Origin of the sequence: Streptomyces capitiformicae (assembly GCF_002214185.1) — a bacterium.
GTDB classification, from domain to species: domain Bacteria; phylum Actinomycetota; class Actinomycetes; order Streptomycetales; family Streptomycetaceae; genus Streptomyces; species Streptomyces capitiformicae.
Window position 1 is genome coordinate 9,485,787 of record NZ_CP022161.1, and the last position, 25,100, is coordinate 9,510,886.

29 protein-coding genes and 4 pseudogenes are annotated in these 25,100 nt (G+C 71.1%); 17 read left to right on the top strand and 16 right to left on the bottom strand.

The window, feature by feature from the left end; all coding sequences use genetic code 11:
• Positions 1 to 97 precede the first annotated feature (97 nt).
• The gene (locus tag CES90_RS42580) at positions 98 to 895 is read left to right on the top strand and encodes a site-2 protease family protein (protein ID WP_189788383.1); all 798 of its coding nucleotides are present in this window, start codon (positions 98 to 100) and stop codon (positions 893 to 895) included.
• A gap of 19 nt (positions 896 to 914) precedes the next feature.
• Here CES90_RS42580 and CES90_RS42585 read toward each other — a convergent pair whose 3' ends face one another.
• From CES90_RS42585 to CES90_RS42595, 3 genes are all read right to left on the bottom strand, one after another.
• Positions 915 to 1,121 carry a hypothetical protein gene (locus tag CES90_RS42585; RefSeq protein WP_189788382.1) on the bottom strand — a complete coding sequence of 69 codons (207 nt, stop codon included), beginning with the start codon at positions 1,119 to 1,121 and terminating at the stop codon, positions 915 to 917.
• An 82-nt stretch (positions 1,122 to 1,203) separates the two neighbouring features.
• Positions 1,204 to 1,923 carry an NADPH-dependent F420 reductase gene (gene npdG / locus CES90_RS42590; RefSeq protein WP_189788381.1) on the bottom strand — a complete coding sequence of 240 codons (720 nt, stop codon included), beginning with the start codon at positions 1,921 to 1,923 and terminating at the stop codon, positions 1,204 to 1,206.
• 43 nt (positions 1,924 to 1,966) lie between these two features.
• Positions 1,967 to 3,076 (bottom strand): sialidase family protein, encoded by a 1,110-nt coding sequence (locus CES90_RS42595; RefSeq protein WP_189788380.1) that lies wholly within the window; start codon positions 3,074 to 3,076, stop codon positions 1,967 to 1,969.
• 115 nt (positions 3,077 to 3,191) lie between these two features.
• Between CES90_RS42595 and CES90_RS42600 the strand changes: the two genes are divergently transcribed.
• Entirely contained in the window at positions 3,192 to 3,794 is a 603-nt protein-coding gene (locus CES90_RS42600) for a hypothetical protein (RefSeq protein ID WP_189788379.1), read from the top strand.
• A 175-nt stretch (positions 3,795 to 3,969) separates the two neighbouring features.
• Here CES90_RS42600 and CES90_RS42605 read toward each other — a convergent pair whose 3' ends face one another.
• Positions 3,970 to 4,200 carry a hypothetical protein gene (locus tag CES90_RS42605; protein ID WP_189788378.1) on the bottom strand — a complete coding sequence of 77 codons (231 nt, stop codon included), beginning with the start codon at positions 4,198 to 4,200 and terminating at the stop codon, positions 3,970 to 3,972.
• Between the two features lie 92 nt (positions 4,201 to 4,292).
• Here CES90_RS42605 and map point away from each other — a divergent pair, with 92 nt between their 5' ends.
• Positions 4,293 to 5,150, top strand: a complete 858-nt coding sequence (map, locus tag CES90_RS42610; RefSeq protein ID WP_189788377.1) for a type I methionyl aminopeptidase — start codon at positions 4,293 to 4,295, stop codon at positions 5,148 to 5,150.
• Positions 5,151 to 5,346: 196 nt separating this feature from the next.
• On the opposite strand, the gene CES90_RS50645 is transcribed toward map, so the two are convergent.
• Positions 5,347 to 5,502, bottom strand: coding sequence for a hypothetical protein (locus CES90_RS50645; protein ID WP_229914489.1), 156 nt, complete (start codon positions 5,500 to 5,502; stop codon positions 5,347 to 5,349).
• Here CES90_RS50645 and CES90_RS42615 point away from each other — a divergent pair.
• Positions 5,450 to 6,076 carry a biliverdin-producing heme oxygenase gene (locus CES90_RS42615; RefSeq protein WP_232791432.1) on the top strand — a complete coding sequence of 209 codons (627 nt, stop codon included), beginning with the start codon at positions 5,450 to 5,452 and terminating at the stop codon, positions 6,074 to 6,076. The two genes, CES90_RS50645 and CES90_RS42615, sit on opposite strands and share 53 nt — an antisense overlap.
• Here the strand turns inward: CES90_RS42615 and CES90_RS42620 are convergent.
• Positions 6,066 to 6,776 (bottom strand): PhzF family phenazine biosynthesis protein, encoded by a 711-nt coding sequence (locus CES90_RS42620; RefSeq protein WP_189788375.1) that lies wholly within the window; start codon positions 6,774 to 6,776, stop codon positions 6,066 to 6,068. The two genes, CES90_RS42615 and CES90_RS42620, sit on opposite strands and share 11 nt — an antisense overlap.
• An 80-nt stretch (positions 6,777 to 6,856) precedes the next feature.
• Between CES90_RS42620 and CES90_RS42625 the strand changes: the two are divergent.
• From CES90_RS42625 to CES90_RS42635, 3 genes and pseudogenes are all read left to right on the top strand, one after another.
• Positions 6,857 to 7,274 (top strand): annotated as a pseudogene (locus CES90_RS42625) (hypothetical protein); the annotation flags it as partial.
• Between the two features lie 2 nt (positions 7,275 to 7,276).
• Positions 7,277 to 7,453: pseudogene (locus CES90_RS42630) on the top strand (iron transporter); the annotation flags it as partial.
• Complete coding sequence (locus CES90_RS42635) at positions 7,410 to 8,468, top strand: hypothetical protein (protein WP_189788374.1); 1,059 nt, start codon at positions 7,410 to 7,412, stop codon at positions 8,466 to 8,468. The pseudogene CES90_RS42630 and the gene CES90_RS42635, both read left to right, overlap by 44 nt.
• Positions 8,469 to 8,480: 12 nt before the next feature.
• On the opposite strand, the gene CES90_RS42640 is transcribed toward CES90_RS42635, so the two are convergent.
• Both CES90_RS42640 and CES90_RS42645 read right to left on the bottom strand, forming a co-directional pair.
• Complete coding sequence (locus CES90_RS42640) at positions 8,481 to 9,233, bottom strand: bifunctional DNA primase/polymerase (protein ID WP_189788373.1); 753 nt, start codon at positions 9,231 to 9,233, stop codon at positions 8,481 to 8,483.
• 221 nt (positions 9,234 to 9,454) lie between these two features.
• A complete protein-coding gene (locus tag CES90_RS42645; protein WP_189788372.1) occupies positions 9,455 to 10,069 on the bottom strand; it encodes a TetR/AcrR family transcriptional regulator in 615 nt (204 codons plus the stop codon).
• Positions 10,070 to 10,190: 121 nt separating this feature from the next.
• On the opposite strand from CES90_RS42645, the gene CES90_RS42650 reads away from it, so the two are divergent.
• Positions 10,191 to 10,376 carry a DUF6243 family protein gene (locus CES90_RS42650; protein ID WP_229914486.1) on the top strand — a complete coding sequence of 62 codons (186 nt, stop codon included), beginning with the start codon at positions 10,191 to 10,193 and terminating at the stop codon, positions 10,374 to 10,376.
• A gap of 60 nt (positions 10,377 to 10,436) precedes the next feature.
• On the opposite strand, the gene CES90_RS42655 is transcribed toward CES90_RS42650, so the two are convergent.
• The 5 genes from CES90_RS42655 to CES90_RS42675 all read right to left on the bottom strand — a co-directional run bounded on the left by CES90_RS42655 (position 10,437) and on the right by CES90_RS42675 (position 15,462).
• Complete coding sequence (locus CES90_RS42655; RefSeq protein WP_308437945.1) at positions 10,437 to 11,162, bottom strand: VOC family protein; 726 nt, start codon at positions 11,160 to 11,162, stop codon at positions 10,437 to 10,439.
• On the bottom strand, positions 11,159 to 11,746 hold the full coding sequence (locus tag CES90_RS42660; RefSeq protein ID WP_189788370.1) for a GNAT family N-acetyltransferase: 588 nt from the start codon (positions 11,744 to 11,746) through the stop codon (positions 11,159 to 11,161). The genes CES90_RS42655 and CES90_RS42660 overlap by 4 nt, the downstream gene beginning before the upstream one ends.
• Positions 11,747 to 11,884: 138 nt before the next feature.
• Positions 11,885 to 12,907, bottom strand: a complete 1,023-nt coding sequence (locus tag CES90_RS42665; protein ID WP_189788369.1) for a small ribosomal subunit Rsm22 family protein — start codon at positions 12,905 to 12,907, stop codon at positions 11,885 to 11,887.
• Positions 12,908 to 13,015: 108 nt separating this feature from the next.
• Positions 13,016 to 14,203: a serine hydrolase domain-containing protein gene (locus CES90_RS42670; protein WP_189788368.1), complete on the bottom strand. Its 1,188-nt coding sequence runs from the start codon at positions 14,201 to 14,203 to the stop codon at positions 13,016 to 13,018.
• Positions 14,155 to 15,462: a multidrug effflux MFS transporter gene (locus CES90_RS42675; RefSeq protein ID WP_189788367.1), complete on the bottom strand. Its 1,308-nt coding sequence runs from the start codon at positions 15,460 to 15,462 to the stop codon at positions 14,155 to 14,157. The genes CES90_RS42670 and CES90_RS42675 overlap by 49 nt, the downstream gene beginning before the upstream one ends.
• 99 nt (positions 15,463 to 15,561) lie before the next feature.
• Here CES90_RS42675 and CES90_RS42680 point away from each other — a divergent pair, with 99 nt between their 5' ends.
• Positions 15,562 to 16,644, top strand: a complete 1,083-nt coding sequence (locus tag CES90_RS42680; protein ID WP_189788389.1) for a Gfo/Idh/MocA family protein — start codon at positions 15,562 to 15,564, stop codon at positions 16,642 to 16,644.
• Here the strand turns inward: CES90_RS42680 and CES90_RS42685 are convergent.
• Positions 16,631 to 18,271: an alkaline phosphatase D family protein gene (locus CES90_RS42685; RefSeq protein ID WP_189788366.1), complete on the bottom strand. Its 1,641-nt coding sequence runs from the start codon at positions 18,269 to 18,271 to the stop codon at positions 16,631 to 16,633. The two genes, CES90_RS42680 and CES90_RS42685, sit on opposite strands and share 14 nt — an antisense overlap.
• A 173-nt stretch (positions 18,272 to 18,444) precedes the next feature.
• Here CES90_RS42685 and CES90_RS42690 point away from each other — a divergent pair, with 173 nt between their 5' ends.
• Together CES90_RS42690 and CES90_RS42695 are read left to right on the top strand one after the other, a co-directional pair.
• A complete protein-coding gene (locus CES90_RS42690) occupies positions 18,445 to 19,209 on the top strand; it encodes an SDR family oxidoreductase (protein ID WP_189788365.1) in 765 nt (254 codons plus the stop codon).
• A gap of 117 nt (positions 19,210 to 19,326) precedes the next feature.
• Complete coding sequence (locus tag CES90_RS42695; RefSeq protein WP_189788364.1) at positions 19,327 to 20,019, top strand: carbon-nitrogen hydrolase family protein; 693 nt, start codon at positions 19,327 to 19,329, stop codon at positions 20,017 to 20,019.
• A gap of 580 nt (positions 20,020 to 20,599) precedes the next feature.
• On the opposite strand, the gene CES90_RS42700 is transcribed toward CES90_RS42695, so the two are convergent.
• Positions 20,600 to 21,607 (bottom strand): aldo/keto reductase, encoded by a 1,008-nt coding sequence (locus tag CES90_RS42700; RefSeq protein WP_189788363.1) that lies wholly within the window; start codon positions 21,605 to 21,607, stop codon positions 20,600 to 20,602.
• A 63-nt stretch (positions 21,608 to 21,670) separates the two neighbouring features.
• Complete coding sequence (locus CES90_RS42705) at positions 21,671 to 21,997, bottom strand: nuclear transport factor 2-like protein (RefSeq protein ID WP_189788362.1); 327 nt, start codon at positions 21,995 to 21,997, stop codon at positions 21,671 to 21,673.
• 141 nt (positions 21,998 to 22,138) lie between these two features.
• Between CES90_RS42705 and CES90_RS42710 the strand changes: the two genes are divergently transcribed.
• From CES90_RS42710 to CES90_RS42735, 6 genes and pseudogenes are all read left to right on the top strand, one after another.
• Complete coding sequence (locus CES90_RS42710; protein ID WP_189788361.1) at positions 22,139 to 22,684, top strand: DoxX family membrane protein; 546 nt, start codon at positions 22,139 to 22,141, stop codon at positions 22,682 to 22,684.
• Between the two features lie 36 nt (positions 22,685 to 22,720).
• Positions 22,721 to 23,086 (top strand): MazG-like family protein, encoded by a 366-nt coding sequence (locus CES90_RS42715; protein WP_189788360.1) that lies wholly within the window; start codon positions 22,721 to 22,723, stop codon positions 23,084 to 23,086.
• A complete protein-coding gene (locus CES90_RS42720; RefSeq protein WP_189788359.1) occupies positions 23,079 to 23,612 on the top strand; it encodes a hypothetical protein in 534 nt (177 codons plus the stop codon). Before CES90_RS42715 ends, CES90_RS42720 begins: the two co-directional genes overlap by 8 nt.
• Before the next feature lie 64 nt (positions 23,613 to 23,676).
• Positions 23,677 to 24,027 (top strand): annotated as a pseudogene (locus CES90_RS42725) (MMPL family transporter); the annotation flags it as partial.
• A gap of 1 nt (position 24,028) precedes the next feature.
• Positions 24,029 to 24,190: pseudogene (locus tag CES90_RS42730) on the top strand (helix-turn-helix domain-containing protein); the annotation flags it as partial.
• 76 nt (positions 24,191 to 24,266) lie between these two features.
• The gene (locus tag CES90_RS42735; RefSeq protein WP_189788358.1) at positions 24,267 to 25,067 is read left to right on the top strand and encodes an MBL fold metallo-hydrolase; all 801 of its coding nucleotides are present in this window, start codon (positions 24,267 to 24,269) and stop codon (positions 25,065 to 25,067) included.
• Positions 25,068 to 25,100 lie beyond the last annotated feature (33 nt).

Genomic DNA, 25,100 nt, shown 5'->3' on the forward strand with positions numbered 1-25,100 from the left:
GAACTCGGAGATACCCGCGAGACGTTTTCGGCTTGCGCCCGGTACCGTCGGGCAGTCCAGTCCGTCCAGCAGTGCGATCGAGAGTCCTAGGAGCCCCATGACCACCGCCGCGTCCCGCCGGAGCGACCGGAGGATCAGCCCCGTTTTCGTGGGGATCGTGGCCGTCATGGCGGTCACCGGATGGGCCACCTGGACCGGGTTCTCCGAGCAACCCGGGCTGGCCGTCTTCCTGTTCGTGACCTCGGCGTGGATCGTCTCGCTGTGTCTGCACGAGTACGCGCACGCCCGTACCGCCCTGCACAGCGGTGACATCTCCATCGGCGCGAAGGGCTATCTCACGCTCAACCCGCTGAAGTACACGCACGCCCTGCTCAGCATCGTGCTGCCGGTGATCTTCGTGATCATGGGTGGTATCGGTCTGCCCGGCGGCGCGGTCTTCATCGAGCGCGGCCGGATCCAGGGCCGCTGGAAGCACAGCCTGATCTCGGCGTCGGGCCCGCTGACGAACGTGCTGTTCGCGGCGGTCTGCACGGCCCCGTTCTGGCTCGGTGTGACGGACGGGGTGCCGGCGGCGTTCCTGTTCGCCCTCGCCTTCCTGGCGCTGCTCCAGGTCACGGCGGCGATCCTGAACTTCCTGCCGGTGCCCGGCCTGGACGGCTACGGGGTGATCGAGCCCTGGCTGTCGTACAAGATCCGCCGCCAGGTGGAGCCGCTGGCGCCCTTCGGGCTGCTGCTGGTGTTCGCGGTGCTGTTCATCCCCACCGTGAACGAGGCGTTCTGGGACGCGATCGACGCGTTCATGCGTGCGCTGGGTGTGCAGGACGTACTGGCCGACTGCGGCTTCCGGCTGTACCGCTTCTGGCGCGAGGACAGCGACGTGTGTCTGAGTCTGTGATGCCTCGGTCTGTGACGCCTCAGTCTGTGACCGAGGGGGAGGAGGTGGCGGAGGCCGCCTCGCGCTCCAGCTTCGCCCGCCGGACGTAGTACCAGGTCATGTTGGACGAGAGTCCGGCCATCAGCACCCACACCACACCCAGCCAGCTGCCCCGGGCGAAGGAGACCACGGCAGCGGCGACTGCGAGCAGGCAGACGGCGAGGGCGTACAGGGCGAGGCGGGGCATGGGGGTCGGCTCCTGACAGGACAGTCGGACGGGGTGGTACGGCGTCCAGTGTCCCCCATGCCCGTACGTGTACGCGTATCGGCTACACGTCGGTCAGGCGGAGCCCCGCGTGGGCCTTGTAGCGGCGGTTCACGGAGATCAGGTTGGCGACCAGGGACTCGACCTGGTGGGCGTTGCGGAGCCGGCCGGAGAAGATGCCGCGCATACCGGGGATGCGGTTCGCCAGCGCCTGGACGATCTCGACGTCGGCCCGCTCCTCGCCGAGGACCATGACGTCCGTGTCGATCTCCTCGATCTCCGGGTCCTGGAGAAGGACGGCGGAGAGGTGGTGGAAGGCGGCGGTGACGCGGGAGTCCGGCAGCAGGGCGGCGGCCTGCTCGGCGGCGCTGCCCTCCTCCGGCTTCAGCGCGTAGGCGCCCTTCTTGTCGAAACCGAGCGGGTTGACGCAGTCGACGACGAGCTTGCCTGCCAGTTCCTCACGCAGGGATTCGAGGGTCTTGCCGTGGCCGTCCCACGGCACCGCGACGATCACGATGTCGCTGCGGCGCGCGGTCTCGGCGTTGTCGGCGCCCTCGACCCCGTGCCCGAGTTCCTCGGCGGCGGCCTGCGCGCGGTCGGCGGCCCGCGAGCCGATGATCACCTTCTGCCCCGCCTTGGCGAGACGGTAGGCGAGCCCCTTGCCCTGCGGGCCGGTGCCGCCGAGCACACCGACGACCAGCCCGGAGACGTCGGGCAGGTCGAAGGGGTCCTTGGCCGGGGTCTTGGCGGGGGCGGTCGTCTGTGCACTGTCAGTAGAGGTCATGGGCTGACTTTACGTGCGCGGACGGAGGCCGGGAGCGGCCGGATCAGGTGAGGGAGGTCACGGGAATCCGGCGGAACGTGATCGTCTCGTACGCGCTGAAGTCGCCCGTCTCGTAGAGCAGTCCGACGGTGTCCTCGTCGACGCGTACGAGATCGGAGTACGCGGCGGGCAGGCCGTCGACGGTGTGGGCGAGGCGCCAGGTGACTCCGTGGTCCGTGCTGGCGCGGACGGCCATCAGGGCGCGGAAGCCGGGGTCGGCGGGGCCGGAGTGGAGGAGCAGGTCGGGATCGCGGAGCTGGAGGACGCTGCCCTCGACGACCGGGCCGGTGATGCCCGCCTGCGGCCGGAACGGTTTGACCAGGCTCTCACCGCCGTCCTGCGAGTACGCGTCGGCGCGGGTGCCGGGGGCCGGGGAGTCGTTGCGGGTGTTGAAGTAGACGCGTCCGTCGGGGAGTTCGGTGGCGGTGGTCTCGTTGACGTTGATGTAGCCGTCGGTGTTGTCGTCGACGTAGCCGATGCGCCAGGTGGCGCCCCGGTCGTCGCTGAGCAGACAGTGACCGCCGTTGTACTTGCCCTCCGTGCCGTTGTCCTTCCCGGTCGGCGGGAGGGAGTGGTTGGCGGGGACGACGACGCGGCCGGTGGAGAGCTGGAGGGCGTGGCCCGGGGTGGTGGCGTACCACCGCCACTCGGCCTTCTTCGTCTGCTCGGTGATCTCCTTGGGACTCGACCAGGTCGCCCCCTCGTCGTCGCTGTGCTGCACCCAGACCCGCCGGCCGTCGGCCGCGCTCACCACGCCTCGGCGGATGGCGTCCTCGGTGGCCAGGGCCGCGTTGCGGACGTGTACGAGGAGGATCCGGCCGGTGTCGAGGACGACCGGGGCCGGGTTGCCGGCGAGGGCGTCGCCGTTCTCGGCCGCGACCTGGAGCGGGCCCCAGGTCCGGCCGCCGTCCGTCGACCGCTTCACCACGATGTCGATGTTCCCGAAGTCCTCCCGGCCGCCGACCCGTCCCTCGCAGAAGGCGAGCAGGGCGCCGGAGGGGGCGGCGACGACGGCCGGGATACGGAAGCTGGCGTAGCCGTCGGTGCCTGCGCGGAAGGGGACGCTGGTGTCGGGGGTGGTGAGGGTTTGGGTCGTGGTGGGGGTGCGGGGCACGAGGGGCTCCTTGGGTGGTTTGCGGGTCGTCCCGGTGCGGCCTGGGTGCCCCGCTCGGGCGAATTTCCGGTGAACTCTGGGTCACGAGTGGCCGGTTGCGGCAGGATGCGGGCGCATGGACACCGTACGGGTCGCGTTGTTGCGGGAGATGCTCGCCGGGACCGAGTGGCTGGGGGCCACCCGGCGGTTCGCGGAGGCGTTGCGGGGGTCCGTGGTGTCGTACGGCGGTGGGCTGCTGCTCGTGGGCACCGCCGAGTACGAGCCGTGGCATCTCGCGGCGCACCTGGTGGACGAGGCCGCGTGGTCCGGCACGCCGGAGCTGTCCCCCACGCTCGTACGCCATGCCTCGCGCCCCTCTGACCCTTCACATCTGGCGGTCGGGCTGGGCCGGGTCTCGGCGGCCCGACGCGGCGAGACCCTGCTGGTCGTGGCCCCGTCCGCGCCGGGTGCCGCCCTGTTGGAACGGGTGCACGACGCGCGGCGCGCCGGGGCGAGGGTGCTCGCGCTGGACACCGGGGACCGGGACCTGGCCGTCCTGGCCCACGAGTCGCTGACGGCACCGCCCGACCCGGACGTCGACCTCGACACGGTCCAGCATCTGGTGAGCGCGGCGGCGGGCGAACCGTCCCTGCCGCCTCGGCGAGGCCGACGCCGCCTGCGCGACCGGCTCGCCCGCCTGGCCGACCAGCTGACCGCACCGCCGCCGGCGCGGTGGTGACCGCCCGGGGCGGGGAAAACCGATTGCTCCGGGGGTGGCCGCGGCTGAGCATGGCCCACTGCCAAGCGACAGGTGCGGGTCTCATGTGAGGGCCGGCCGCCGTCGGCGACTGCGGGTCACAGCCCTTCCCACCCCCGCACCGCTCGTGACTGCCAAGCGGCTCGTCGCCGTTCCGTCAGTCGGGGTCCGGGCCCGAGGCCGGGGCGTCGTGCCAGCGGGGGTCCGTTTCCCACTCGGCGTTTCGGTCGCGGGCCGTTTCCATCGCCTGGGCGGCCTCCTTGGGAGTGGCGTAGGGGCCCATGCGGTCCTTGCCGGGGCAGTCGGGGCCCTCTTCGACCTTCTTGTGTTCCAGGCAATAGAACCACTCGCCGGGCTTGCCGGCCGTACGCCGCTTGAACAGGGGCATGACTCGAGCTCCTCTCACCGACCGATCGCATCCGATTCGTATCCGATCGCCACCGACATGGTCCCCCACAGCCGCTGGTTAAACTCGCTGGCATGTCTGGCCAGTCACTGCTCGCACCGGGGAAGCTCTCCCCCACCCGCTCCGTCCCCGCAAACATCCGCCGACCCGAGTACGTGGGCAAGTCCGCCCCGACTCCGTACACCGGACCGGAGGTGCAGACGCCCGAGACGATCGAGGCGATGCGGATCGCCGGGCGGATCGCGGCGCGGGCGATGGCGGAGGCCGCCAAGCACATCGCGCCCGGAGTCACCACGGACGAGCTGGACCGGGTGGCCCACGAGTACATGTGCGACCACGGCGCCTATCCGTCGACCCTCGGCTACCGCGGGTTCCCCAAGTCGCTGTGCACGTCGATCAACGAGGTCATCTGCCACGGCATCCCGGACTCGACCGTGCTGCGCGACGGCGACATCGTCAACCTGGATGTGACGGCGTACATCGGTGGCGTCCATGGGGACAACAACGCCACCTACCTCGTCGGGGACGTGGATGAGGAGTCGAAGCTGCTCGTCGAGCGGACCCGTGAGTCCCTCGCCCGCGCCATCAAGGCCGTCAAGCCCGGCCGGCAGATCAACATCATCGGGCGGGTCATCGAGTCGTACGCGAAGCGGTTCGGGTACGGGGTCGTGCGCGACTTCACGGGGCACGGGATCAACTCGTCGTTCCACTCGGGGCTGATCATCCCGCACTACGACTCCCCGCACGCGACGACCGTGATCCAGCCGGGGATGACGTTCACGATCGAGCCGATGCTCACGCTCGGTACGCACGACTACGACATGTGGGACGACGGCTGGACGGTCGTGACCAAGGATCGCAAGCGCACGGCCCAGTTCGAGCACACGCTGGTCGTGACGGAGACGGGCGCGGAGATCCTCACGCTTCCATAACCCCTGCTGACCTGCCTTTCCCGGCCTCCCCACCCACCCTTCCTCGGCCCGCCCTCCGGCTCCCTCCGGACGGCGGGCTTTTTCATGCCGATCCAGGTGAGCTTGATCGGGATCCGGGGTACGGTTTTACCGACAGGGAGTCGGGAACCTGTTGACTTAGGTAAGCCTAACCATCGAAAGTATGGGCAGGTTCTCGTCATTCCACTTCGGCACCGGAGGCCTTCATGAACGCGTCGACCGCATCCGATAGCGGCTCCGCCGCGGGGTCAGAAACGGCAGTCACGGCGTTCTCCACGATCATCCGCACCGCGTCCCACGAGCAGCACACGGAGGCGGAGACCACGACGTTCATGGGCGACATGCTGGGCGGCAAACTCGGCGTCGACGCCTACGCGCGCTACACCGAGCAGCTGTGGTTCGTGTACGAGGCGCTGGAGAGCGGCGCGCGGGCGCTGGCCGACGACCCGGTCGCCGGGCCGTTCATCCAGCCCGAGCTGATGCGGCTGACGGCGCTGGAGCGGGACCTGAGGCATCTGCGCGGCCCGCACTGGCGGTCGGCGCTCTCCGCGCTGCCGGCGACCGAGGTGTACGCGGCGCGGGTCGCCGAGTGCGCGCGTACGTGGCCCGGCGGCTATGTGGCCCACCACTACACGCGCTACCTCGGCGACCTCTCCGGCGGACAGATCATCCGCGACCGGGCCGAGAAGACCTGGGGTTTCGCCAAGAAGGGCGACGGGGTCCGCTTCTATGTTTTCGAGGACATCGCCAACCCGGCCGCGTTCAAGCGTGGTTACCGCGAGCTGCTGGACCGGGTGCGGGCGGACGACCTGGAGAAGCAGCGCATCGTGAGCGAGTGCAAGCGGGCGTTCACGCTGAACACGGCCGTGTTCCGGGCGCTGGGCGAGGAGTTCCCCCTCACCGCGTGAGCCCAGGGAGCCCCGTGAGCCCAGGGAGCCCCGTGAGCCCATGGCCGGGCTCCGGCTGGCGCTCCAGGAACACCCGGCCGCCGACCTCCACCCACCCGTGCGGCTGCGGAGCCGTGAGGATCTGTGAGCCGGTGCCCTGGACGATATTGAGGGCACGGCCCAGTCGTGCGGTCAGCTGCAGCGCGGCCGCGCCGGTGGCCTCGTCCTCGTCGATGCCGTCGCCGCGGCCCGGGAAGGCCCGCGCGCGGATACGGCCCGCAGCCTCGTCCTCCCAGGCCCAGGCATAGATCCACTCGCCGGGCGGCGGGACCTCCAGGTCGTCGACCTCGGCCGGGGAGGCGTACTGGCGGAACGTGCGCGGCGGGGCCCACTCCGGCAGGGCCTCGATCCAGCTGAACTCCCCGTCCAGCCGGGCCCCGACCACACCGGCCTCGGTGACCAGTTCGGGCACGTCGAGCAGCCAGGCGGCGCCGACGCAGGGGTGGCCGGCGAAGGGCAGGCGCAGGGTGGGGGTGTAGATGTCGAGGACACCGCGCTCGGGGTCGTCCACGAACACGGTCTCGCTGAAGCCGAGTTCGGCGGCGAAGGCCTGGCGGTCCTCGCGGTCGGGCAGTACGGATCCCTCACGTACGACGCCCAGTTCGTTGCCGTATCCGCCGCCGGGCCCGCAGAACACCCGCAGCACGTCGAAGTCAGTCACTCCCGCATTGAAACATCATCGGGCGCTGGTCGGACGACACGGCGGCCGGGCACTGGAGACAGGTAAGGCTAGCCTAAGCTGTTTCGAGGGCGCCCTGGGCGCGGCAGCCGGGGGCGTACGAGGAGGACGACTCCGCGGTGGCGGAGGCGATGGCCGTCACGGAGGTCACCGGGTTCGCGGTCCGGCCCTTCTCCGCGCTCAGCGGCGGCGAGCGCGCCCGGGTCGCGCCGGCCCGGGTGCGCGCCCAGCGGGCCCCGCTGCTGATGCTGGTCGAGCCGACCGCCGCGCTGGACCTGCGCCATCAGGAGCTGGTGCTGCGGGTGTGCCGGGAGCGGGCGCGGGCCGGGGACGCCGTGGTGGTCGTCCTGCACGATCTGGGGCCCTGGTCACCTGGCTCTCCGGCCGCGCCTCCATCGCCCAGGTGCGCTCGCGGCAGCGTACGCGGACCGGGTGGCGATCCTGCACGACGGGCTGATCGCGGCGGACAGGCCGCCGGCGGTGGCGTGTTCAACTTCCAGCCGGCCCCGACCATCCTCCAAGTCACGGTCTGGCCCCTGTATCTGATCCCGACGCTCGCGCTGTTCCTCGCCCCGGTAGGGTTCGCCTCCGGGAAGGGGAAGGTGAAGATTCCTGATGAGCAGGGTTCTCGGGGTTCGGAGCCCACGAAGGCTTCGTGAGGTTCGTCCGGTTCGTAGGCATGGAGGGCCGGCCTGGCTCCGCTCGTACGGCCGCGGCGTGCTGGTGACCACGGCGGTGACCGCGCTGTCGTTGACGGCGAGCGGGTGTGTGGTGGTCCGTGGCGACCTGGAGATCGTCGCCACGGCGACACCGTCGGAGGCCGCCGGTGCGCTGAAGGACTTCACCACCGCGTACAACGCGGCGGACAAGGCGTACGACCAGTCCCTGGACGCCGACCGGGTGACCGGTGCCCTCGCCGACATCGACGGCGGCAAGCTCCGCTCCGGCGCGAAGATCAACCCGAGCGGCAACCCCGAGCATGTGCCGCTGGAGTTGACGGACGTCAAGTACACGATCCCGGAGAAGGCCGCCTGGCCGCGCTGGTTCGTGGCCGACGCCGCCGCCAACAAGGGCAATTCCGGGGGTCGTTGGGTGTTCGTGTTCACCCGGGACGGGCTGGACGACCTGTGGGAGGTGTCGTTCCTCACGATCGTCGCCGCGGACGAGATGCCCGAGTTCCAGAAGGACGAGGACGGCTTCGCCCAGGTGGTCACCCCCGACGACCCCGCTCTCGCCGTCGCCCCCGCTCAACTGCCCGACCGGTACGTGACGTATCTGAGGGAGGACAGCGCCGTCTTCGCGGACGGGGTGTACACCTCGGAGGAGCGCGCGGAGCGCCGGCAGAACGCGGAACGGCCGGGCATCGTACGCCAGTACATCGACGAGCCCCTGACGAACGGCGACTACGCGCCGATCGGGCTGCGCACCACGGACGGCGGGGCGATGGTCTTCTTCACCACCCGCCACTACCAGAAGCAGACGGCCGCGCAGGGCGTCGACATCCCCGTCAACGACGCGGCCGTGAAGGCGCTGATGACGGGTGAGCCCAAGGAGTCGCTGACGTTGGAGTTCGTCTCCAACCAGGCGGTGCTCGATCCGGCGAAGACGGCGGCGGACCGACAGGTGAAGTTCCTGAGCCAGGTGGGCGGGCTCACGGGGGCGAAGGGCGAATAGCTTCTGGGGGCCCTAACCGTGCAGGGGCCAGGGCGAGTTGGTGCGGTCCGGCTCCTCGCCCGCGTGCCGGGCGCATTCGTCGGTGAGGATCTCCAGCAGGCTCAGCGGATCCGGCAGCGGGTGCTCGGGACCGCGTACCCAGTGGACAGCGAGGTCGCCGGGGAGCCGGGCCGGCGGTACGAGGACGTAGGACCCGCGGCAGTGCCAACGCAGGCCGGGATGCTCGTCCATGGTCTCCGGGTGGCAGTCCAGTTCGCAGGGCCACCACTCGTCCTCGTCCTCGGGTGTACCGCGGGTGAGGGTGAAGAAGAGGAGCCGTCCGTCGTCGGCCTCGGACTCCGCTTCCGCGACGGGGCCCACCTCGATCCCGGAGGCGAGCAGTCGCTCCAACGCCTGCCGCCCGGCGGTGAGCGGAACGTCGAGTACGTCATGGACCATGCCGGTCGCGGTGATGAAGTTGGCCTGCGGCTGATGCCGGGCCCAACGCTCGATCTGGGCGCGGTCGGTGGTGGACTGGGTCTGCCACGCGAAGGACACCGGGTGCCGGGCGGGGGTGGGACAGCCGACGCGGTCGCAGGAACACCGGTAGCCCGAGGGGTACGCGGCGGGCGCGAGCGGGAGTCCGGCAGCGGCGGTGGCGAGCAGCAGCGTCTCACGGTCGGCGTCGTCGGCGGTCTCCTGGAGCGGGCGGCCTGTGCGGCGGGCGCGCAGCCATTCGGAGATCCTGCCCTGCCGACCGGTCCGGCCGCCGAACGTCGCGCTCATCTGTCCCCTCGCCTCGCTGTGGTGCGGACAGCATGCCCCATGCTCCCACCATCCTGCGCTCCGGGGGGCCGGAGCACCCATCCGGGGTAGGTGGGGCGATGCCGGAGCGGGACAGGGATGGTGGGCTATTGCATGCTTTGGCGGTATTTACGATCCACTGCCGAGTACCCTCTGGTCGGTTGGTCACACTTGAGCGGGACAGGAAGGGGAGTTGACCGGGCTCAGCGGGGCGCGAGGCCGTGCAGGGCGTACTCGTACGAGATGGGGCCCGCGTACTGGAGCCACCGCTGAGCCAGGGGCGAGACGAAGAGTTCGAGGGCGATGCGCGGGTCGATGTCCGGGCGTACGGCGCCTTGTTCCTGGGCGGCACGCAGGCGCTTGACGTACAACTGGAGTTGGGGTTCGAGGAGCTTTCCGACCAGCTCGGCACCGAGCCGCTGGTTGACCATCCCCTCGGCGGCCAGAGCCCGCCAGGGGGCCTCGAACTTGGGGTCGAGCAGCTCGTCCACGGTGGCCCGCAGGACCAACTTGAGATCGGCCTCCAGATCACCGGTGTCCGGGATCTCGTACTCCGCCTGCTCCCCGATGGCCTCGGGGTGGGCCGCGGCCTCGGCCGCCTGGGCGCTCAGGTCGATGAACGCCTCCAGCAGGACGTCCGCCTTGGACGACCACCACCGGTAGATCGTCTGCTTGCCGACGCCCGCACGGGCCGCGATGCCCTCGATGGTCGTCTTCTGGTAGCCGACCTCGCTGACGAGGGCGAGGGCGGCGTCGTAGATGGCGCGGCGGGACTTCTCGCTGCGGCGGGTGGAGTCGGGGGCGGTCTTTTTGGCCATGCCCCGAATTTATCAGTTGACAAGACGGTCCGTCTCGCCTGACAGTGATGAAGCCAGAAAGCGAGACGAACCGTATCGTCACAAGAGGAGACTGCTGATGTCCCGAGGTGGAGCAGGAAACATGCTGGGAGTGGGCGGCGCCCGCAGGAACCTCGGCCGCAAGGCCCTACGCGGCGGCAACCCGAACGGCCGCGTCGGCGGCGGCCTCGACCCTCAGACCCAGAAGCGCGAACTGCTGCGCAAGCTCCAGGAGAAACGACAGCAAGGACGTACGCACTCGGAAGGCACGACCGGCGAGACGTCATGAACAGGAGCGGGTCCGCCCCGCCCGGCCTCACCGGGGGCCGGGCGGGGCGGACGCGCCTGCTCAGCGGTTCCGGAGACCGACCACCAGAAGGGTCAGCTCTTCCGGGCTGCTCAGTCGCAACAGGGATCGACCGCCTTCTCCGGACTGGGCAAAGCGGCCCCGACCGTGGCCACGCGCACGTTCGGCTACGGCGTCCAAGTCGTCGACGCCGACCGCGAGTTCCCACTGCGGGGCGGTCTCGACGGGTCCACGGGCTTCGATGAAGTCGGCGTGGACGAAGTCCGTGCCCGTCACCTCGCGGTAGAAGTGCCGGGCCAGATCCGGCTGTTCGCAGGCCAGAAGCATGCGGTACGGGGCACCGGCGGCGTGGGGCGGGAACTCCCACCCGGTGAACCGGTGCGGCTGCCAGAGGGAGAAGGCGGCGCCCGTCGGGTCGGTGAGCGTGGCCATGCGGCCCTGGTCACCGGCGTCGAAGGGCGGGACGACGAGACGGGCGCCGTGCGCCGTGGCCGTCTCGACGCGACGGTCGATGTCGTCGACCGCCAGGTAGTGGGCGAGGTGGGGCGGCGTCCCCGGCGGATAGACGGAGTTCGCGAGGTCACTCACGCCGCCGATGCGATGGCCGTCCACGGTGGCGATCTTCGTGGCCCGGCGCCAGTCCTCCTCGTCCACCGCGAAGCGCCAGCCCAGGACAGCGGAGAAGAAGGCCGCGGTGCCGGGGAGGTCACGGGTCTTGAGGTCCATCCAGCAGAACTCGTACCGAGAGCCCAGGCTGGTGGTGATCACTCGCCCAACTCCAGCACGCCCACCGTCTGGCCGCCGCTGGTCTCCCCCGTCAGGCGGAAGCCGAGGCCGAGGTAGAACTGTTCCGGGCCGTCCGGGCCGGGGTGCCAGGTGACGAAGAGCTGGTTGCCGCCACGGCGGCGGATCTCGGCGGCGACGGATTCCACGGCGAAACGGCCGTATCCCCGGCCCTGTTCGCCGGCGGCGATGTTGAGGCGCCAGAGGCCCGAACGGATGTCGGTGCCGCTGCCGTCGCCCTTCCAGTCGATGTCGAGGAAGGCCATGAGAAAGCCGACGGCGCGGTCGCCGTCCCGGATGAGGCGGGGCCAGGCGACGCCGGGGTAGACGTACGCCTCGGCGAGGGACTTCGCGACGGGCTCGACCAGGTGTTCCTGGTCCGGGCGGATGCGGACGTCGAATGCGGTCTCGATGTTGGCGGGGGTTATCTCTTCGAGGTACGGCGTGGTCTGCGTGGTCTGCGCGGTCTGCGCGGCCTTCGCGGCCTTCGCGGCCTTCGCGGTCTTCGCGGTCTTCGCGGTCTTCGCGGTCTTCGCGGTCTTCGCGGTCTTCGTGGTCTGCGTGGTCATGGTCGATGACATAGCCCGAGGACGCATGCGCGCCGCAAGTGATTTACGGGCCACCACCTCGGCGGCGCGTCCAGTACGCGGGGCGGCCCGCCCCTCCGCCCTCCTGCCCCCGGCCTCCGTCCGTGGGCTGAGACCGCTTCAGCTCTGGTCGTCGTCCCCGCTGGGTGGCGGCCAGGCGGCTCCCCAGCCGGTGTCGCGGGCGGCCCTGTAGAGAAGGCCGTGGCGTTTGGTGACGGTGGTGCGGGTGAGGGCGGGAACGGGACCGGTCTCGGAGAGGCCTTCGCAGAGGTCGAGGAGGACCTGGCCCTTGCGGATCTGCGGTTTGCGTACGACGCGGGAGGGAGCCGGGGTCGGGGGGAAGCGGGTGGCGGCGACGTAGCTGAACTTCTCGTCCTCGTACGCCAGGGAGCCGCCCTTGACCTGCCGGTGCAGGGAGGAACGGCTGACCCGGGCGGAGAAGTGGCACCAGTCCTCGCCGGGGACGATGGGGCAGGCGGCGCTGTGTGGGCAGGGGGCGGCGATGTGGAAGCCGGCGGCGATGAGGCGGTCGCGGGCCTCGATGACGCGGGTGTAGCCGTCGGGGGTGCCGGGCTCGATGATCACGACGGCCTGGGCGGCGGTCGCGGCGGCGTCGACGACGGCGGTGCGGTCGGCGTCGGTCAGCTCGCCGAGGACGTACGAGACGGTGACGAGATCAGTGCTCTCGATCGTGAGCGCCGATCCGATACGAGAGCGCTGCCACTCTGCGGCCTTCAGCTCCGGGTTCGCGGCGGCGATCTCCCGCCCCAGCGCCAGCGCCGGCTCCGCCCAGTCGAGCACCGTCACCGGCCGCCCGCCCTCCCAGGTCGCGTTCACGGCCCACGTCGCCGCACCCGTACCGCCCCCGACGTCCACATGACCGCCGGGCACCCACCCGGGCACCGCCGCCGCGAACGCCTCCAGCGCCGAGCACACCGCCTCGAACGTCGCCGGCATCCGATACGCCGCGTACGCCACGACGTCGGAGCGGTCCCGCAGCACCGGGGCGTCCGTCGGCGTCCGCCCCCGATAGTTCACGATCAGCCGCTCCACCGCCTGCGCGGCCGCCTTCGGCGGGAGACCGTCGAGGAGGGTGACGAGGGCGGTGCGGAGGATGTCGGCGGGGGGAAGGGGGGCGTTCACGTGGTGATTCTACGAGGGACGACCGCGCCACGATCCGCGTCCAGCGCCCGGAGCGGACCACGAGGCGCATACCGCAGCTGACCAAGCTGTGCGGCGACCGCCTGCACGTCATCGGTCTCTGAGCCCCCGCACCGCCCGAGCCACCCGCGTCCCCGCCGCCGCCCGGAACGCGTTGATCGGATCCCGGCGGCGTGGATGCACCGCGTTCGTCAGCAGGACCAGGAAGGTGTCCGTCGCGCGGTCCAGCACCAGGGACGTACCCGTGAAGCCCGTGTGGCCCGCCGCGCCCCTCCCCGCCAACTCCCCCATGAACCAAGGCTGGTCGAGGGCGAAGCCGAGGGCCGGTGGGGTCAGGAGGAGTTCGACGAAGTCGGGGCCGAGGATGCGGGCGGGGCCGTAGGAGCCGCCCGCCAGGAGCGTGCGGCAGAAGACGGCCAGGTCGCGGGCCGTGGAGAAGAGGCCCGCATGGCCGGCGACGCCGCCGAGTGTCCAGGCGTTCTCGTCGTGGACCTCGCCCCGGAGCATGCCCCGGTCGGCCTTGGCCCAGGGGTGGCGTTGGTCCTCGGTGGCCGCCGCGGCCGGGCAGGGGCCGAAGCCCGTGGCCGTCATGCCCAGGGGGTGCGTGATGCCGTCGCGGATGAGGACGTCCAGGCCCCGGCCCGTCAGACGTTCCAGGACGTGCTGGAGGAGCAGGAGGTTCAGGTCGGAGTAGGCGTACGCCGTGCCGGGCCGGGCGATCGGGGGCTCCGCCTGGAGCATCGCCAGGCGGGCGTCCGGCGTCGGGCAGTCGTACAGCGGCAGTTCGGGGCGGAGCCCGGAGGTGTGGGTGAGGAGATGGCGGACGGTGAGGCCGTGTTCGGCGGCGCCGGTGAAGTCGGGGAGGTACGCGGCCACCTTGGCGTCGATGCCGAGGGTGCCGCGTTCCAGTTGCTGGACCGCCGCCACGGCGGTGAAGAGCTTGGTGAGGGAGGCCAGGTCGAAGGGCGTGTCCGGCCTCGCGGGGATCCAGGAGCCGGGCGGCAGTTCCACGCCCGTGTCCGTCCGCTCGTCGTAGGACTCGTAGCGGACCGCCCAGCCCGCCGCCTCCTCGACGGCTACGAAGGGGCCGCGGCCGGCGAGGACGACGGCGGCGGGGGCCCGGGGGCGGTCGCCTTCCGTCAGCGCGCGCACCCCTCGTACGAGATGGCGCAGTTCCTCGGGGTCGAGTCCGGCCCGTTCCGGGGTGTCCGTGCGCAGTCTCGGCGCGCTCAGCTCTCTGCTCCCTCCACCGTCGTACTCCTGTTCCAAGGACGGCACAGTGCCACGAAGCAGGTCGCGGCCACCAGTGTCGCGGTCAGTTGGACGACGGCCATGGGGACGGCGGTGTCCTCGCCCGCGATGCCGACCAGGGGGGACGCTATCGCTCCGATCAGGAAGGACGACGTACCCATCAGGGCCGACGCGGAACCCGCCGCGCGGCGTACCCGCATCAGGGCGAGCGTCTGGGAGTTGGGCAGGGCGATGCCCATCGCGGACATCAGGACGAAGAGGGCCACCGCCACCGGGACCAGGCCCACCTCGCCGAAGACTCCGGTGGACATCAGCAGCAGGGCGGTCGCGGCGAGGGTGACGATCGCGAGGCCCGCCGCGAACACCTTGTCCAGGTTGACCCGGCCGACCAGGACCTTGCCGTTGATCTGGCCGGCGATGACGAGGCCGACGGAGTTGACGCCGAAGAGCAGGCTGAACGTCTGCGGGGAGGCGCCGTAGATCTCCTGGATCACGAACGGGGAGGCGCTGATGTAGGCGAAGAGGGCGGCGAAGGCGAAGCCGCCGGCGAGGACGTACCCCATGAAGACCCGGTCGGTGAGCAGGCCGCGCATCGCGTGCAGGGTCTCGCCGATGCCGCCGCCGTGCCGGTCGGCGGGGGTCAGCGTCTCGGGCAGCCGCACCCACACGATCGCCAGCAGTACGACGCCGATGACGGTCAGGACGACGAAGACGCCCCGCCAGTCCGTGACCCGGAGGATCTGGCCGCCGATCAGCGGCGCCACGATCGGGGCCGCCCCGGAGACGAGCATCAGGGTCGAGAAGAAGCGGGCCATCTCGTCGCCGTCGTACAGGTCGCGTACGACGGCCCGCGCGATCACGATGCCTGCCGAGCCGGCGAGGCCCTGCACCAGACGGAAGGCGATGAGGGTCTCGACGTTCGGGGCGAGGGCGCACAGGGCGGTGGCCAGGATGTAGACGGCGAGGCCGAGCAGGAGGGGGCGCCGGCGGCCCCAGCGGTCACTCATCGGGCCGATCAGCAACTGGCCGAGCGCCATACCGGCGAGGCACGCGGTGAGGGTGAGCTGGACCGTGGTGGCGGGGGCGTGCAGCGAGTCGGTGACCTCCGGCAGCGCCGGGAGGTACATGTCCATCGCCAGGGGCGGGGTGGCGGTGAGTCCGCCGAGGATGAGGGTGACGAGGAGACCGGTACGGCGGGCGGAGGTACGCCTCGCGTCGACGGCGTCGGGCTGGGCGACCAGCTGCGGCTCGGCCGCCGCCGAGCCCGGTATGTGCCCCTCGGGCATGTGCCCCTCCCTTTTCGTTGAGTCCGCCACCTATGCTCTCAGCTCCTACGACGTGGGCGGGGTCACATTCCCGCCGGGGCAGGGAGGACAGGGGTGGCAATGTCGAACGACGGGCGTGTGCGTTGGGGGATTCTGGCGACCGGGGGCATCGCCGCGGCCTTCACGGCCGATCTGGTCGATCTGCCGGACGCCGAGGTGGTGGCGGTGGCCTCGCGGAGCGAGGAGTCGGCGAAGGCGTTCGCGGAGCGGTTCGGGATACCCCGGGCGTACGGCTCCTGGAGTGCGCTCGCCGAGGACGGGGACGTGGATGTGGTGTACGTCGCCACGCCGCACTCGGCGCATCGGGCCGCCGCCGGGATGTGTCTGGAGGCGGGGCGGAACGTGCTGTGCGAGAAGCCGTTCACGCTGAACGTGCGGGAGGCGGAGGAACTCGTCGGGCTGGCGCGGGAGCGCGGGCGGTTCCTGATGGAGGCCATGTGGATGTACTGCAATCCGCTGGTCCGGCGGCTCACCGAGGTGGTGCGGGACGGCGCGATCGGTGACGTGCGGACGGTGCAGGCCGACTTCGGGCTTGCCGGGCACCTCTTGCCGGAGGCGAGGAATGGGATACTGCCGCCGTCGCACCGGCTGCGGGATCCGGCGCAGGGCGGGGGCGCGCTGCTGGACCTCGGTGTGTACCCGGTCTCGTTCGCGCAGTTGCTGCTCGGGGAGCCGTCGGACGTCACAGGGAGAGCGGTGCTCTCCGACGAGGGCGTTGATCTCCAAACAGGAGCACTGCTCTCTTGGGAGAGCGGTGCCATCGCTTCGGTGCACTGCTCCATCGTCGGCGGTACGGCGACCTCCGCCTCCGTCACCGGCTCCCAGGGCCGTATCGACATTCCGAACGGCTTCTTCTACCCGGACCGGTTCGTCCTGCACCAAGACGGCCGCGAGCCGCAGACCTTCACCGCGGACCCGGCGGACGGCCCCCGCAACAGCTTCCGCCACGAGGCCGGCGAGGTCATGCGGGCCCTGCGCGCCGGCGAGACCGAGTCCCCCCTCGTCCCCCTCGACGGCACCCTCGCCGTGATGCGGACGCTCGACGCGATCCGGGACCGCGTCGGCGTCCGCTATCCCGGCGAGCATCCAGGCGAGGACGACCGTCGGGGCGACGAGCTGGTGACGGTGACTACGCCGGTGTGAGCCCCGGCTTGCCCGCCTCCACCGCGAACGACGCCGCCGTGGAGATACCGGCCCCCGTGGTCGTCACGTACGGGACTGTTTTGAAGTCGGCCCGGGCGGACGTGCGGCCGAGGGCGACCGTGACATACCCCCGAAGTCCGTTGTAGAAGCGCATGTGCGGGTTGGCGGTCATGTACGTGTCCCAGTTGGCCGGCTTGTCGGAGCCGTTGCCGCCGCTGCTGATGGAGGTGGCGACGAGCTCCGTGCCGACCGTCCGGGACGAGCGGTCGTCGAAGTCGCGCTTGATGTCGTAGGCGTAGCCGCGGTGGACGTCGCCCGTGAGGACCATGAGGTTCTCGATGCCGGCGGCGTCGGCGCCGGCGAGGAGGCGTTCGCGGGAGGCGGCGTAGCCGTCCCAGGAGTCCATCGAGACCTTGTAGTTGTCGCCGGTGGCGTCGCGGCGCTGGGAGAAGGTGACCTGCTGCGGGACGACGTTCCAGACGGCGTCGGACTTGGCCCAGCCGTCCAGCAGCCAGCGCTCCTGGGTGGCGCCGGTCATCGTGCGTGACGGGTCGGCGGACTCGGGGCCGGGTATCTGCCAGCCGTCGCCCTGCGCCTGGTTGGAGCGGTACTGGCGGGTGTCGAGTATGTCGAACTGGGCGAGGCGGCCCCAGTGGAGGCGGCGGTAGAGCCTCATGTCGGGGCCGGACGGCTGCTGCGGGGTGCGCAGCGGCTGGTTCTCCCAGTACGCGCGGTACGCGGCGGCGCGGCGCAGCAGGAACTCCTCCGGCGGCACGTCGTTATCGGGGATGTCGTCCGCGTAGTTGTTCTCGGTCTCGTGGTCGTCCCAGGTGACGACGAAGGGGTGCGCGGCGTGGGCGGCCCGCAGGTCGGGGTCGCTCTTGAAGAGGGCGTACCGCAGGCGGTAGTCCTCCAGGGTGACCGTCTCGCGGTTGAAGAGGTCGGGGAGGGTGCGGTCGGTGTACTTGCGGTTGCCGCCGACCGAGTTCACCGCGTACTCGTAGAGGTAGTCCCCGAGGTGGAAAACGATGTCGACGTCGTCCTGCGCGAGGTGCTGGTAGGGGGTGTAGTAGCCGCCGGAGTACGCCTGGCAGGAGACGGCGGCGAAGCTGAGCCCGGAGGCCGTCCCGCCCTTGTCGCCGCGTCCGGGGGCGGTGCGCGTGCGGCCCGTCTCGCTGATCCAGGTGCCGACGCGGAAGCGGTAGTAGTACACGCGGCCGGGGTCCAGATAGCCGACCTCGACGTGGACGGTGTGGTGGCACTCTGGGTGGGCGGTGGCCGTGCCTCGTCTGACGGTCCATCGGAAGCTCTCGTCGTGGGCGAGCTCCCAGTGGACGGCGACGCGTTCGGCGGGCAGACCGCTGTCGGGCTCGTACGGTTTGGGCGCGAGCCGGGTCCACAGGAGTACGGAGGCGGGCAGCGGGTCGCCGGAGGCCACGCCGAGGGTGAAGGGGTTCTCGGTGATTCGCGCGGCGTCCAGTGGGGCGGCGGCCGCGGCGCCCGCCGCCGGAAGGTTCGTGGCGAACGCGAGCGCGGCTGCGGCACCGGTGACGGTGAGGAAGCGGCGGCGGTCGAAGTGCCGTGCGGCGGCGCGGAGTTCGGGTGAGTGCTGGGCTGCGGGTGTCATCTGGCCCTCCCCTGACGGTTGTTGTCCTTGGCATTGGAGTGGCCAGGTTCGACGATCTTCTGTCACATACACAACAGCGGGGTGTCGGACGGATGAGTTCCGGATGCCGGGCCTCGTCTGCGCGGGCCTCGTCTACGCGGCCCGATGCGGCCCCTCCCCTACGCTGCGAGCCCATGACGACCAAGCGAACGAAGATCGCGATCGTGACAGGTGCGAGCTCTGGTATCGGGCGTGCCGTGGCCGTGGAGCTGCTGCGCAGCGGCTGGGCGGTGGCGTTGGCGGGGCGGCGGGAGGACAAGCTCGCCGAGACCGTGGCCGAGGCGGGGACCGGGGCGGCGGATGCGCCGTGCGTCCGTACGGACGTCTCACAGCCCGACGACGTGGCGGCGCTCTTCGCCGCCGTGCGGGACCGGTTCGGGCGGCTCGACCTGCTGTTCAACAACGCGGGCACGTTCGGCCCCGGCGGAGTGCCGGTCGAGGAGCTGCCGTACGACGCCTGGCGTCACGTCGTGGACACCAACCTCAACGGGGCGTTCCTGTGCGCTCAGGCGGCGTACCGGCAGATGAAGGAGCAGGACCCGCAGGGCGGCCGGATCATCAACAACGGCTCCATCTCCGCGCACACGCCCCGCCCGCACTCCGTCGCCTACACCGCGACCAAGCACGCTCTGACGGGCCTGACCAAGTCACTCTCCCTGGACGGCCGGCCGTACAACATCGCGGTCGGCCAGATCGACATCGGCAACGCGGCGACCGACATGACCGAGCGCATGCGGAAGGGCGTGCTCCAGGCGAACGGGACCCTGATGCCCGAGCCCGTGATGGACGTCGCCGATGTGGCCCGTACGGTGCGGCACATGGCGGAGCTGCCGCTGGAGGCGAACGTGCAGTTCGCGACGGTCATGGCGACGACCATGCCGTACGTGGGACGGGGCTGAGGCAGAGTCGGGACCGGCAGGGCGGCCAAACCGCCCTGCCACCCGGCGGTGCGGGCGCAACTGCTCGCGCCGGCCGCTGTATGGGATGATCGCGCCATTCGCCGAGGGGGGTTCAGGGTGGAGCAGTCGCTGAGCATCGCGGTGGCGCAGCCGAGGTGCGCGGCTCACGACGTGACGGCCAACGCACTGGCCCACGCGGAGGCGGTTCGGGCAGCGGACGCACGGGTGGTGGTGTTCCCCGAGATGTCGCTGACGGGATACGAGTTGGACGCGGCGCCGGTCTCCCCGGACGACGCACGGCTGGCTCCGATCGTCGCCGCGTGCGCCGGGACCGGGACGCTGGCCCTGGTCGGCGCGCCTGTGCCGGGTCCGCGCATCGGCATCCTGGCTGTGGACGGAGACGGGGCGCGCGTGGCCTATGGGAAGGTCTACCTGCACGGCGGCGAGGCCGTCCGCTTCGTGCCCGGTGAGCCCGCCGTGATCGAGGTGGACGGGTGGCGGCTGGGGCTTGCCGTCTGCCGCGACACCGGCGTCCCCGAGCACGCCGTGAAGACGGCCGCGCTGGGCATCGACGGCTATGTAGCCGGGGTTGTCCACGCCGATCACGAGGCTGAGGTTCACAGCGAGCGCGCCCGCCGGGTCGCCGCCGACCACGGTGTGTGGGTCGCCACGGCGGCTTTCGCGGGTCCGACCGGTGGCGGCTTCGACCGCACGTCCGGCCGTTCGGGGATCTGGTCCGCCGCCGGGGAGCTGATCGCCGAGGCGAGCGCCGCCCCCGATGAGATCGCGCGGGCGGTCTTCACTCGGTGAACCCGAGCCTGAGCGACTGCGGGAGTCGCTCAGGTCGGGCCGTCACGGGCGCGACGCACCGCCGGCCGTCACGGGCGGGACGCACCGAGCGCCGTCACGAGCGCGACGCACCACCGACCGTCACGAGCGCGACGCACCACCGACCGTCACGAGCGCGACGCACCACCGACCGTCACAGGCGCGACGCACCGGGCGCCGTCACGGGCGGGACGCACCGCCGGCCGTCACGGGCGCACCAGCTGGCGGCTTTGTCTCACCATCACGTCCCCTCACGTCACGTTTACGGCGTATCGGCGGGACGAATCTGCCCATCGCGCGCATCAGTGACTGAGCCGCCGCCAGGACCCCGGCTACTCAATCTGCACAAACGGAGGGATTCACTCCGGGCCATTCGAGCACGTGGCAGGCATATGCTCATGGCTCGTCTCCACGAGAGCTTCACACTTGGAGGCGATGGCTTCCGCTGGCCACACCGAGGGGGGAGGTGGCAGCCGTTCCGCGATCCGGAAGGGGGCGGACCTCGCGTGGGACCGCGAGGTAAGCACCGGGCGCGGGACGGCTGCCCGCCGTACTGAGCCGTTCACCGCTCCAGGATCCGGTCGACCTCGGCCACCTGGTCCACGGCGAGCGGCCCTTTCGCGAGGGCGCCCGCGTTCTCCTCGGCCTGGGCGACCGAGCGGAAGCCGGGGATGGGGACGGTGTGCGGACTGCGGGCCCAGATCCAGGCGAGGGCGCCCTGTGCGAGCGTACGGCCGTCGCTGGTGAGGATCTCGCGCAGCGCCTCGACCCGGCCGAGCCACTCCGGGTCGGCACCGGCGTCCGCGGTGAACCCCGGCAGCCAGGCGGGCGGGGCGTTGCGGATGTCGCCGGCCTCCAGGGCGCGCCCGGCGGAGTGCTTGCCGGTGAGCAGGCCCATGGCGAGGGGGCTGCGGTTGATGCTCGCCAGGTCCGACTCCGCGCAGAGGGCGAGGAGTTCGGGCGCGTCCTGGAGGATGTTCAGCCGGTGTTGTACGGCCGTGCAGTGCGGCCCCTCGGCGAACACCGCGGCGCGGTCCGGGTCGTCCGTGCTCCACGCGTACGCCCGGATCAGACCCTCCCGTACGAACTCCTCGCAGGCGTCACGGAGTTGGGCCGCACGCTCGGGGTCGGCGTCGGAGATGTGGAGCTGGTAGAGGTCGACGTGGTCGGTGCCGAGACGGTCCAGGGAGGCGGTCAGGGCGCGGCGGGCGTGGGCCGGGGTGTCGTCCTGGCCGGTGCGGGTGCGGGTGGCCTCGTCGAAGATGTTGCCCCACTTGGTGGCCACGACGACGTCCGCGCGGCGCTTGCCGAGGGCGCGGCCGAGGACACGTTCGCTGTGGCCGGTGCCGTACACGTCGGCCGTGTCGAAGAAGGTGACGCCGAGATCGAGGGCGCGGTGGATCGCCCGTACGGACTCCTCGTCGTCGATCTTGCCCCAGCCCAGCGGCTGCCCCTCGGTATCCGTCCACTCACCGCCGATCGCCCAGCAGCCGAAGCCGAGGGCGCTGACCTGGATTCCGCTGCGGCCGAGCTGCCTTGTGTGCGAGTTGATCTCCGTGTTCGTCTCCATGCCCAGGGACGTTAGGAGTTGGAGTGCACTCGAAGGCAAGCCCTGTAGCCATATGAGCGGAAGTCAGGCCTGGCCCGTCTCGAAGCGGCTGATCCTGCCGTCCTCCGCCACCGTGAAGCGCCAGGCGGTGCGCATCTCGCCCCAGGTGTCGTTGCGGTAGTTGGCGACGATGGTGCGACCGCCGTCGGACTCGTGCTGGACCTCGATGTGGCCATGGGAGGAGAAGATCTCCCGGTCGGCCCACTGGGCGAGGTTCCGGTCGGAGCCGTCGTCCGACATCGTGGCGTCGTCGGTGAGGAGGGTCATGAACGCCTCCTCGTCGTTCGCGTTCACCGCGTTGACGAAGGCCCGGACGGTCGGGTCACTGAGTTTGGCTGGTGCGATCGTCATGCCGGTCAGCCTCACACCGTTCCCAGGGGTACGCCACCGCACAGCCACCCGAACGGCCGCTCGGGCAGGGCGGACAGGTGTGATCGGTGCGACGGTGGATACGCGGGAGGGGACATTCACACGGGCTGTCCGGGAGTGGTCATGACCTCATTCGACCGACGTGATCTGGGGCTGCTGTTGCTCCGTCTGGGCGCGGGCGGTGTACTCGCCGCGCACGGGACGCAGAAGCTGTTCGGCTGGTTCGGCGGGGGCGGGATCGAGGGGACCGGCGCCTTCATGGAGTCCGTCGGCTACTCCCCCGGCAGGGCGAGCGCCACCGCGGCCGGGCTGGCCGAGACGGGCGGCGGCACCCTGCTCGCCCTCGGGCTCGCGACGCCCGGGGCCGGTGCCGCCGCGGCGGGCGCCATGGCGGGCGCGGCGGCGGTGCACACCCCCAACGGCTTCTTCAACGCGAGCGGCGGCTACGAGTACGCCGCGACCCTCGGCCTCGCCGCCGCCGGCCTCGCGATCGCCGGGCCCGGCCGGCTCTCCCTCGACCACGCGCTCCATCACATCGTCGACCGCGGCTGGATGGTCCCCGTGGCGCTCGCCGGTACGGCCGCGGTGACGTCGCTGGTCGTGGGGGCGCGGATCAAGCGGGTGCGGAAGGAGAAGGAGGGGGAGCAGGACCCGTTGTTCGAGGAGTGAGCGCCCATTGTCACAGGGGCGTGGAAGGCTGCGCCCATGAGTGAGCTGACCGACTTCCCCGACACCGACTCCCCCCACACCGACGGCCTCTGGCAGTCCATCACCCTTCTCCACGCCTGGCTGGAGGCCGACCAACCGCACGGCGGTCAAGAAGGCCTGCTGCTGCGGATGTTGAAGCTCCAGGAGGAGGTCGGCGAGGTCGCCCAGGCGGTGATCGGCGCGACCGGGCAGAACCCGCGCAAGGGCACGACCCACACCTGGGACGACGTCCAGTCGGAGTTGTGCGACGTGGTCATCACGGCGTTGGTGGCGCTGCGCACCCTCACCCCCGACGCCCGCGAGGTCTTCGCGACCCACCTGGCCGGGGTCACCGCGCGTTCGCTGGGGTCCCGCCGTGGCTGACAGCGCGTTCTGGATCGCCTCGCTCACCGCCGGCACCGCCGTGCTGGCCAGCTGGGTGACCAGCCGGGGGACGGCGCGGGCGGCGCGCATCCAGGCGGACACGACGACGAACGCGCAGCGGGTGCAGCGGCTGCGGGAGGCCCGGCGGACGGCGTACGCGGACTTCATCGAGCAGGCGCAGCGGCTGAACGATGTGCACTGGAAGGTGTCCGACGTGTGCCGGGACGCCGAGGGCGGGCTGGGGCCGGAGCACATCGAGGAGCTGCGGCGGTTGCGTGACCAGCAGCGGGACGAGTACGCGGGCCTGCGGCATCTCACGTGGATCGTCTCGCTGGAGGGGCCCGAGGAGGTCGCCGAGCTCGCCAACAAGGTCCGGCGTTCGACGAGTCCGTTTCACAAATCGATCGCGGCGATGATCGAGGGCGACACCGGTGCCGCAGCTCGCTTCGACGCCTGCTACTCGCCGTTCTGGCAGGCGCTGAAGGACTTCACGAAGGCCTCGCGCGACACCCTGCACGCCATGTAGGCGGGGCTCCGGTCATACCCCGGGCTGACCCGGCGGCCGCGTCGTACTGCGTTCTCAGTAGCGGGTCGGCGCCGTCGGTTTCGGCGCCCTCAAGGCCCCGGGAGCCTCCGACGAGGAGTTCTCCATGCCGGGCATCGAGTCCCAGAAGGCGTTCGACCTGCTGGAGGAGCGCTTCCCGGGCGTCACGGCCGACGGTGCCACCGCCCGGGTCGTGTTCGTCGCGCCGAGCGGTGAGAAGGTCACCGCCACCGAGAACAAGGAGGCGATCGAGCAGGCCGTGGCCGAGCTGGCCGACGGCTCGCAGGTCACGAACGCCGTCGACCCGTTCCAGGCCCAGGCGGTCAGCCAGGACGGCTCGACGGCGTACGCGACCGTCACGTACAAGGTCGCCGCGAACGAGCTCACCGCCGCCGCCGGAGCGAGAGGTCATGGCCCTGGCCGCCGAGGGCCGCTCCAACGACGAGATCGCCGAGAAGCGGTACGTCAGCCCGCTGACCGTGCGCACCCACGTCCATCGCGCGATGACGAAGCTCGGCGCCCGCGACCGGGCCCAACTGGTCGTCATGGCCTACCAGTAGGGGCTGGTTCAGGTCACACCACCGGAGTCCGCCCCGCAGTCTCCCGGCACCGGAGTCCGCCCCGTAGTCTCCGGCCATGAAGGTCCACCACCTCAACTGCGGCACGATGCTCCCGCCCGGTGCCGGCCGGATCGTCTGTCACGTCCTGCTGATCGAGACCGGCGACGGCCTCGTCCTCGTGGACTCCGGGTTCGGCCTCGACGACATCGCGGAACCCGGGCGGCGACTGGGACCCACGCGCCACCTCCTCAAGCCGGCCCTCGCCCGCGAGGAGACCGCCGCCCGGCAGGTCGAACGGCTTGGGTTCGACCGGGACGACGTACGGCACATCGTCGTCACGCACCTCGACCAGGACCACATCGGCGGTCTGTCCGACTTCCCCCACGCCCAAGTGCACGTCACAGCGGCCGAGTTGCTCGGATCGGTCACCTCTCCGTCCCGGCAGGAGCGGTTCCGCTACCGCGCGGCCCAGTGGGCACACGGGCCGAGGTTCGTCGAGCACGGGCCCGGCGGCGAGCGGTGGCGGGGCTTCGCGGCGGCCAGGGAACTCGACACGATCGCCCCCGGCATCGTCCTCGTCCCCCTCCCCGGCCACACCCGCGGTCACACCTGCGTCGCGGTCGACGCCGGCAGCCACTGGATCCTGCACGCGGGCGACGCCTTCTTCCACCGCAGCACGCTCGACCGCACGTCCACCGCGCCGGCCGTCCTGCGCGTCATGGAACGACTCGTGGCGTACGACCTCAAGCAGGTCCGCGCCAACCACGCCCGCCTCGCCGAACTCCACCACCGCGCCGAGCCCGACCTGGTGATCGTCAACGCGCACGACGCGGAGTTGTACGAGCGCATACGGAACCTGCGCGCCACCCAGGGCTGAAGCCCTGGAGTGACGCGCAGGCGGAACGTGAAC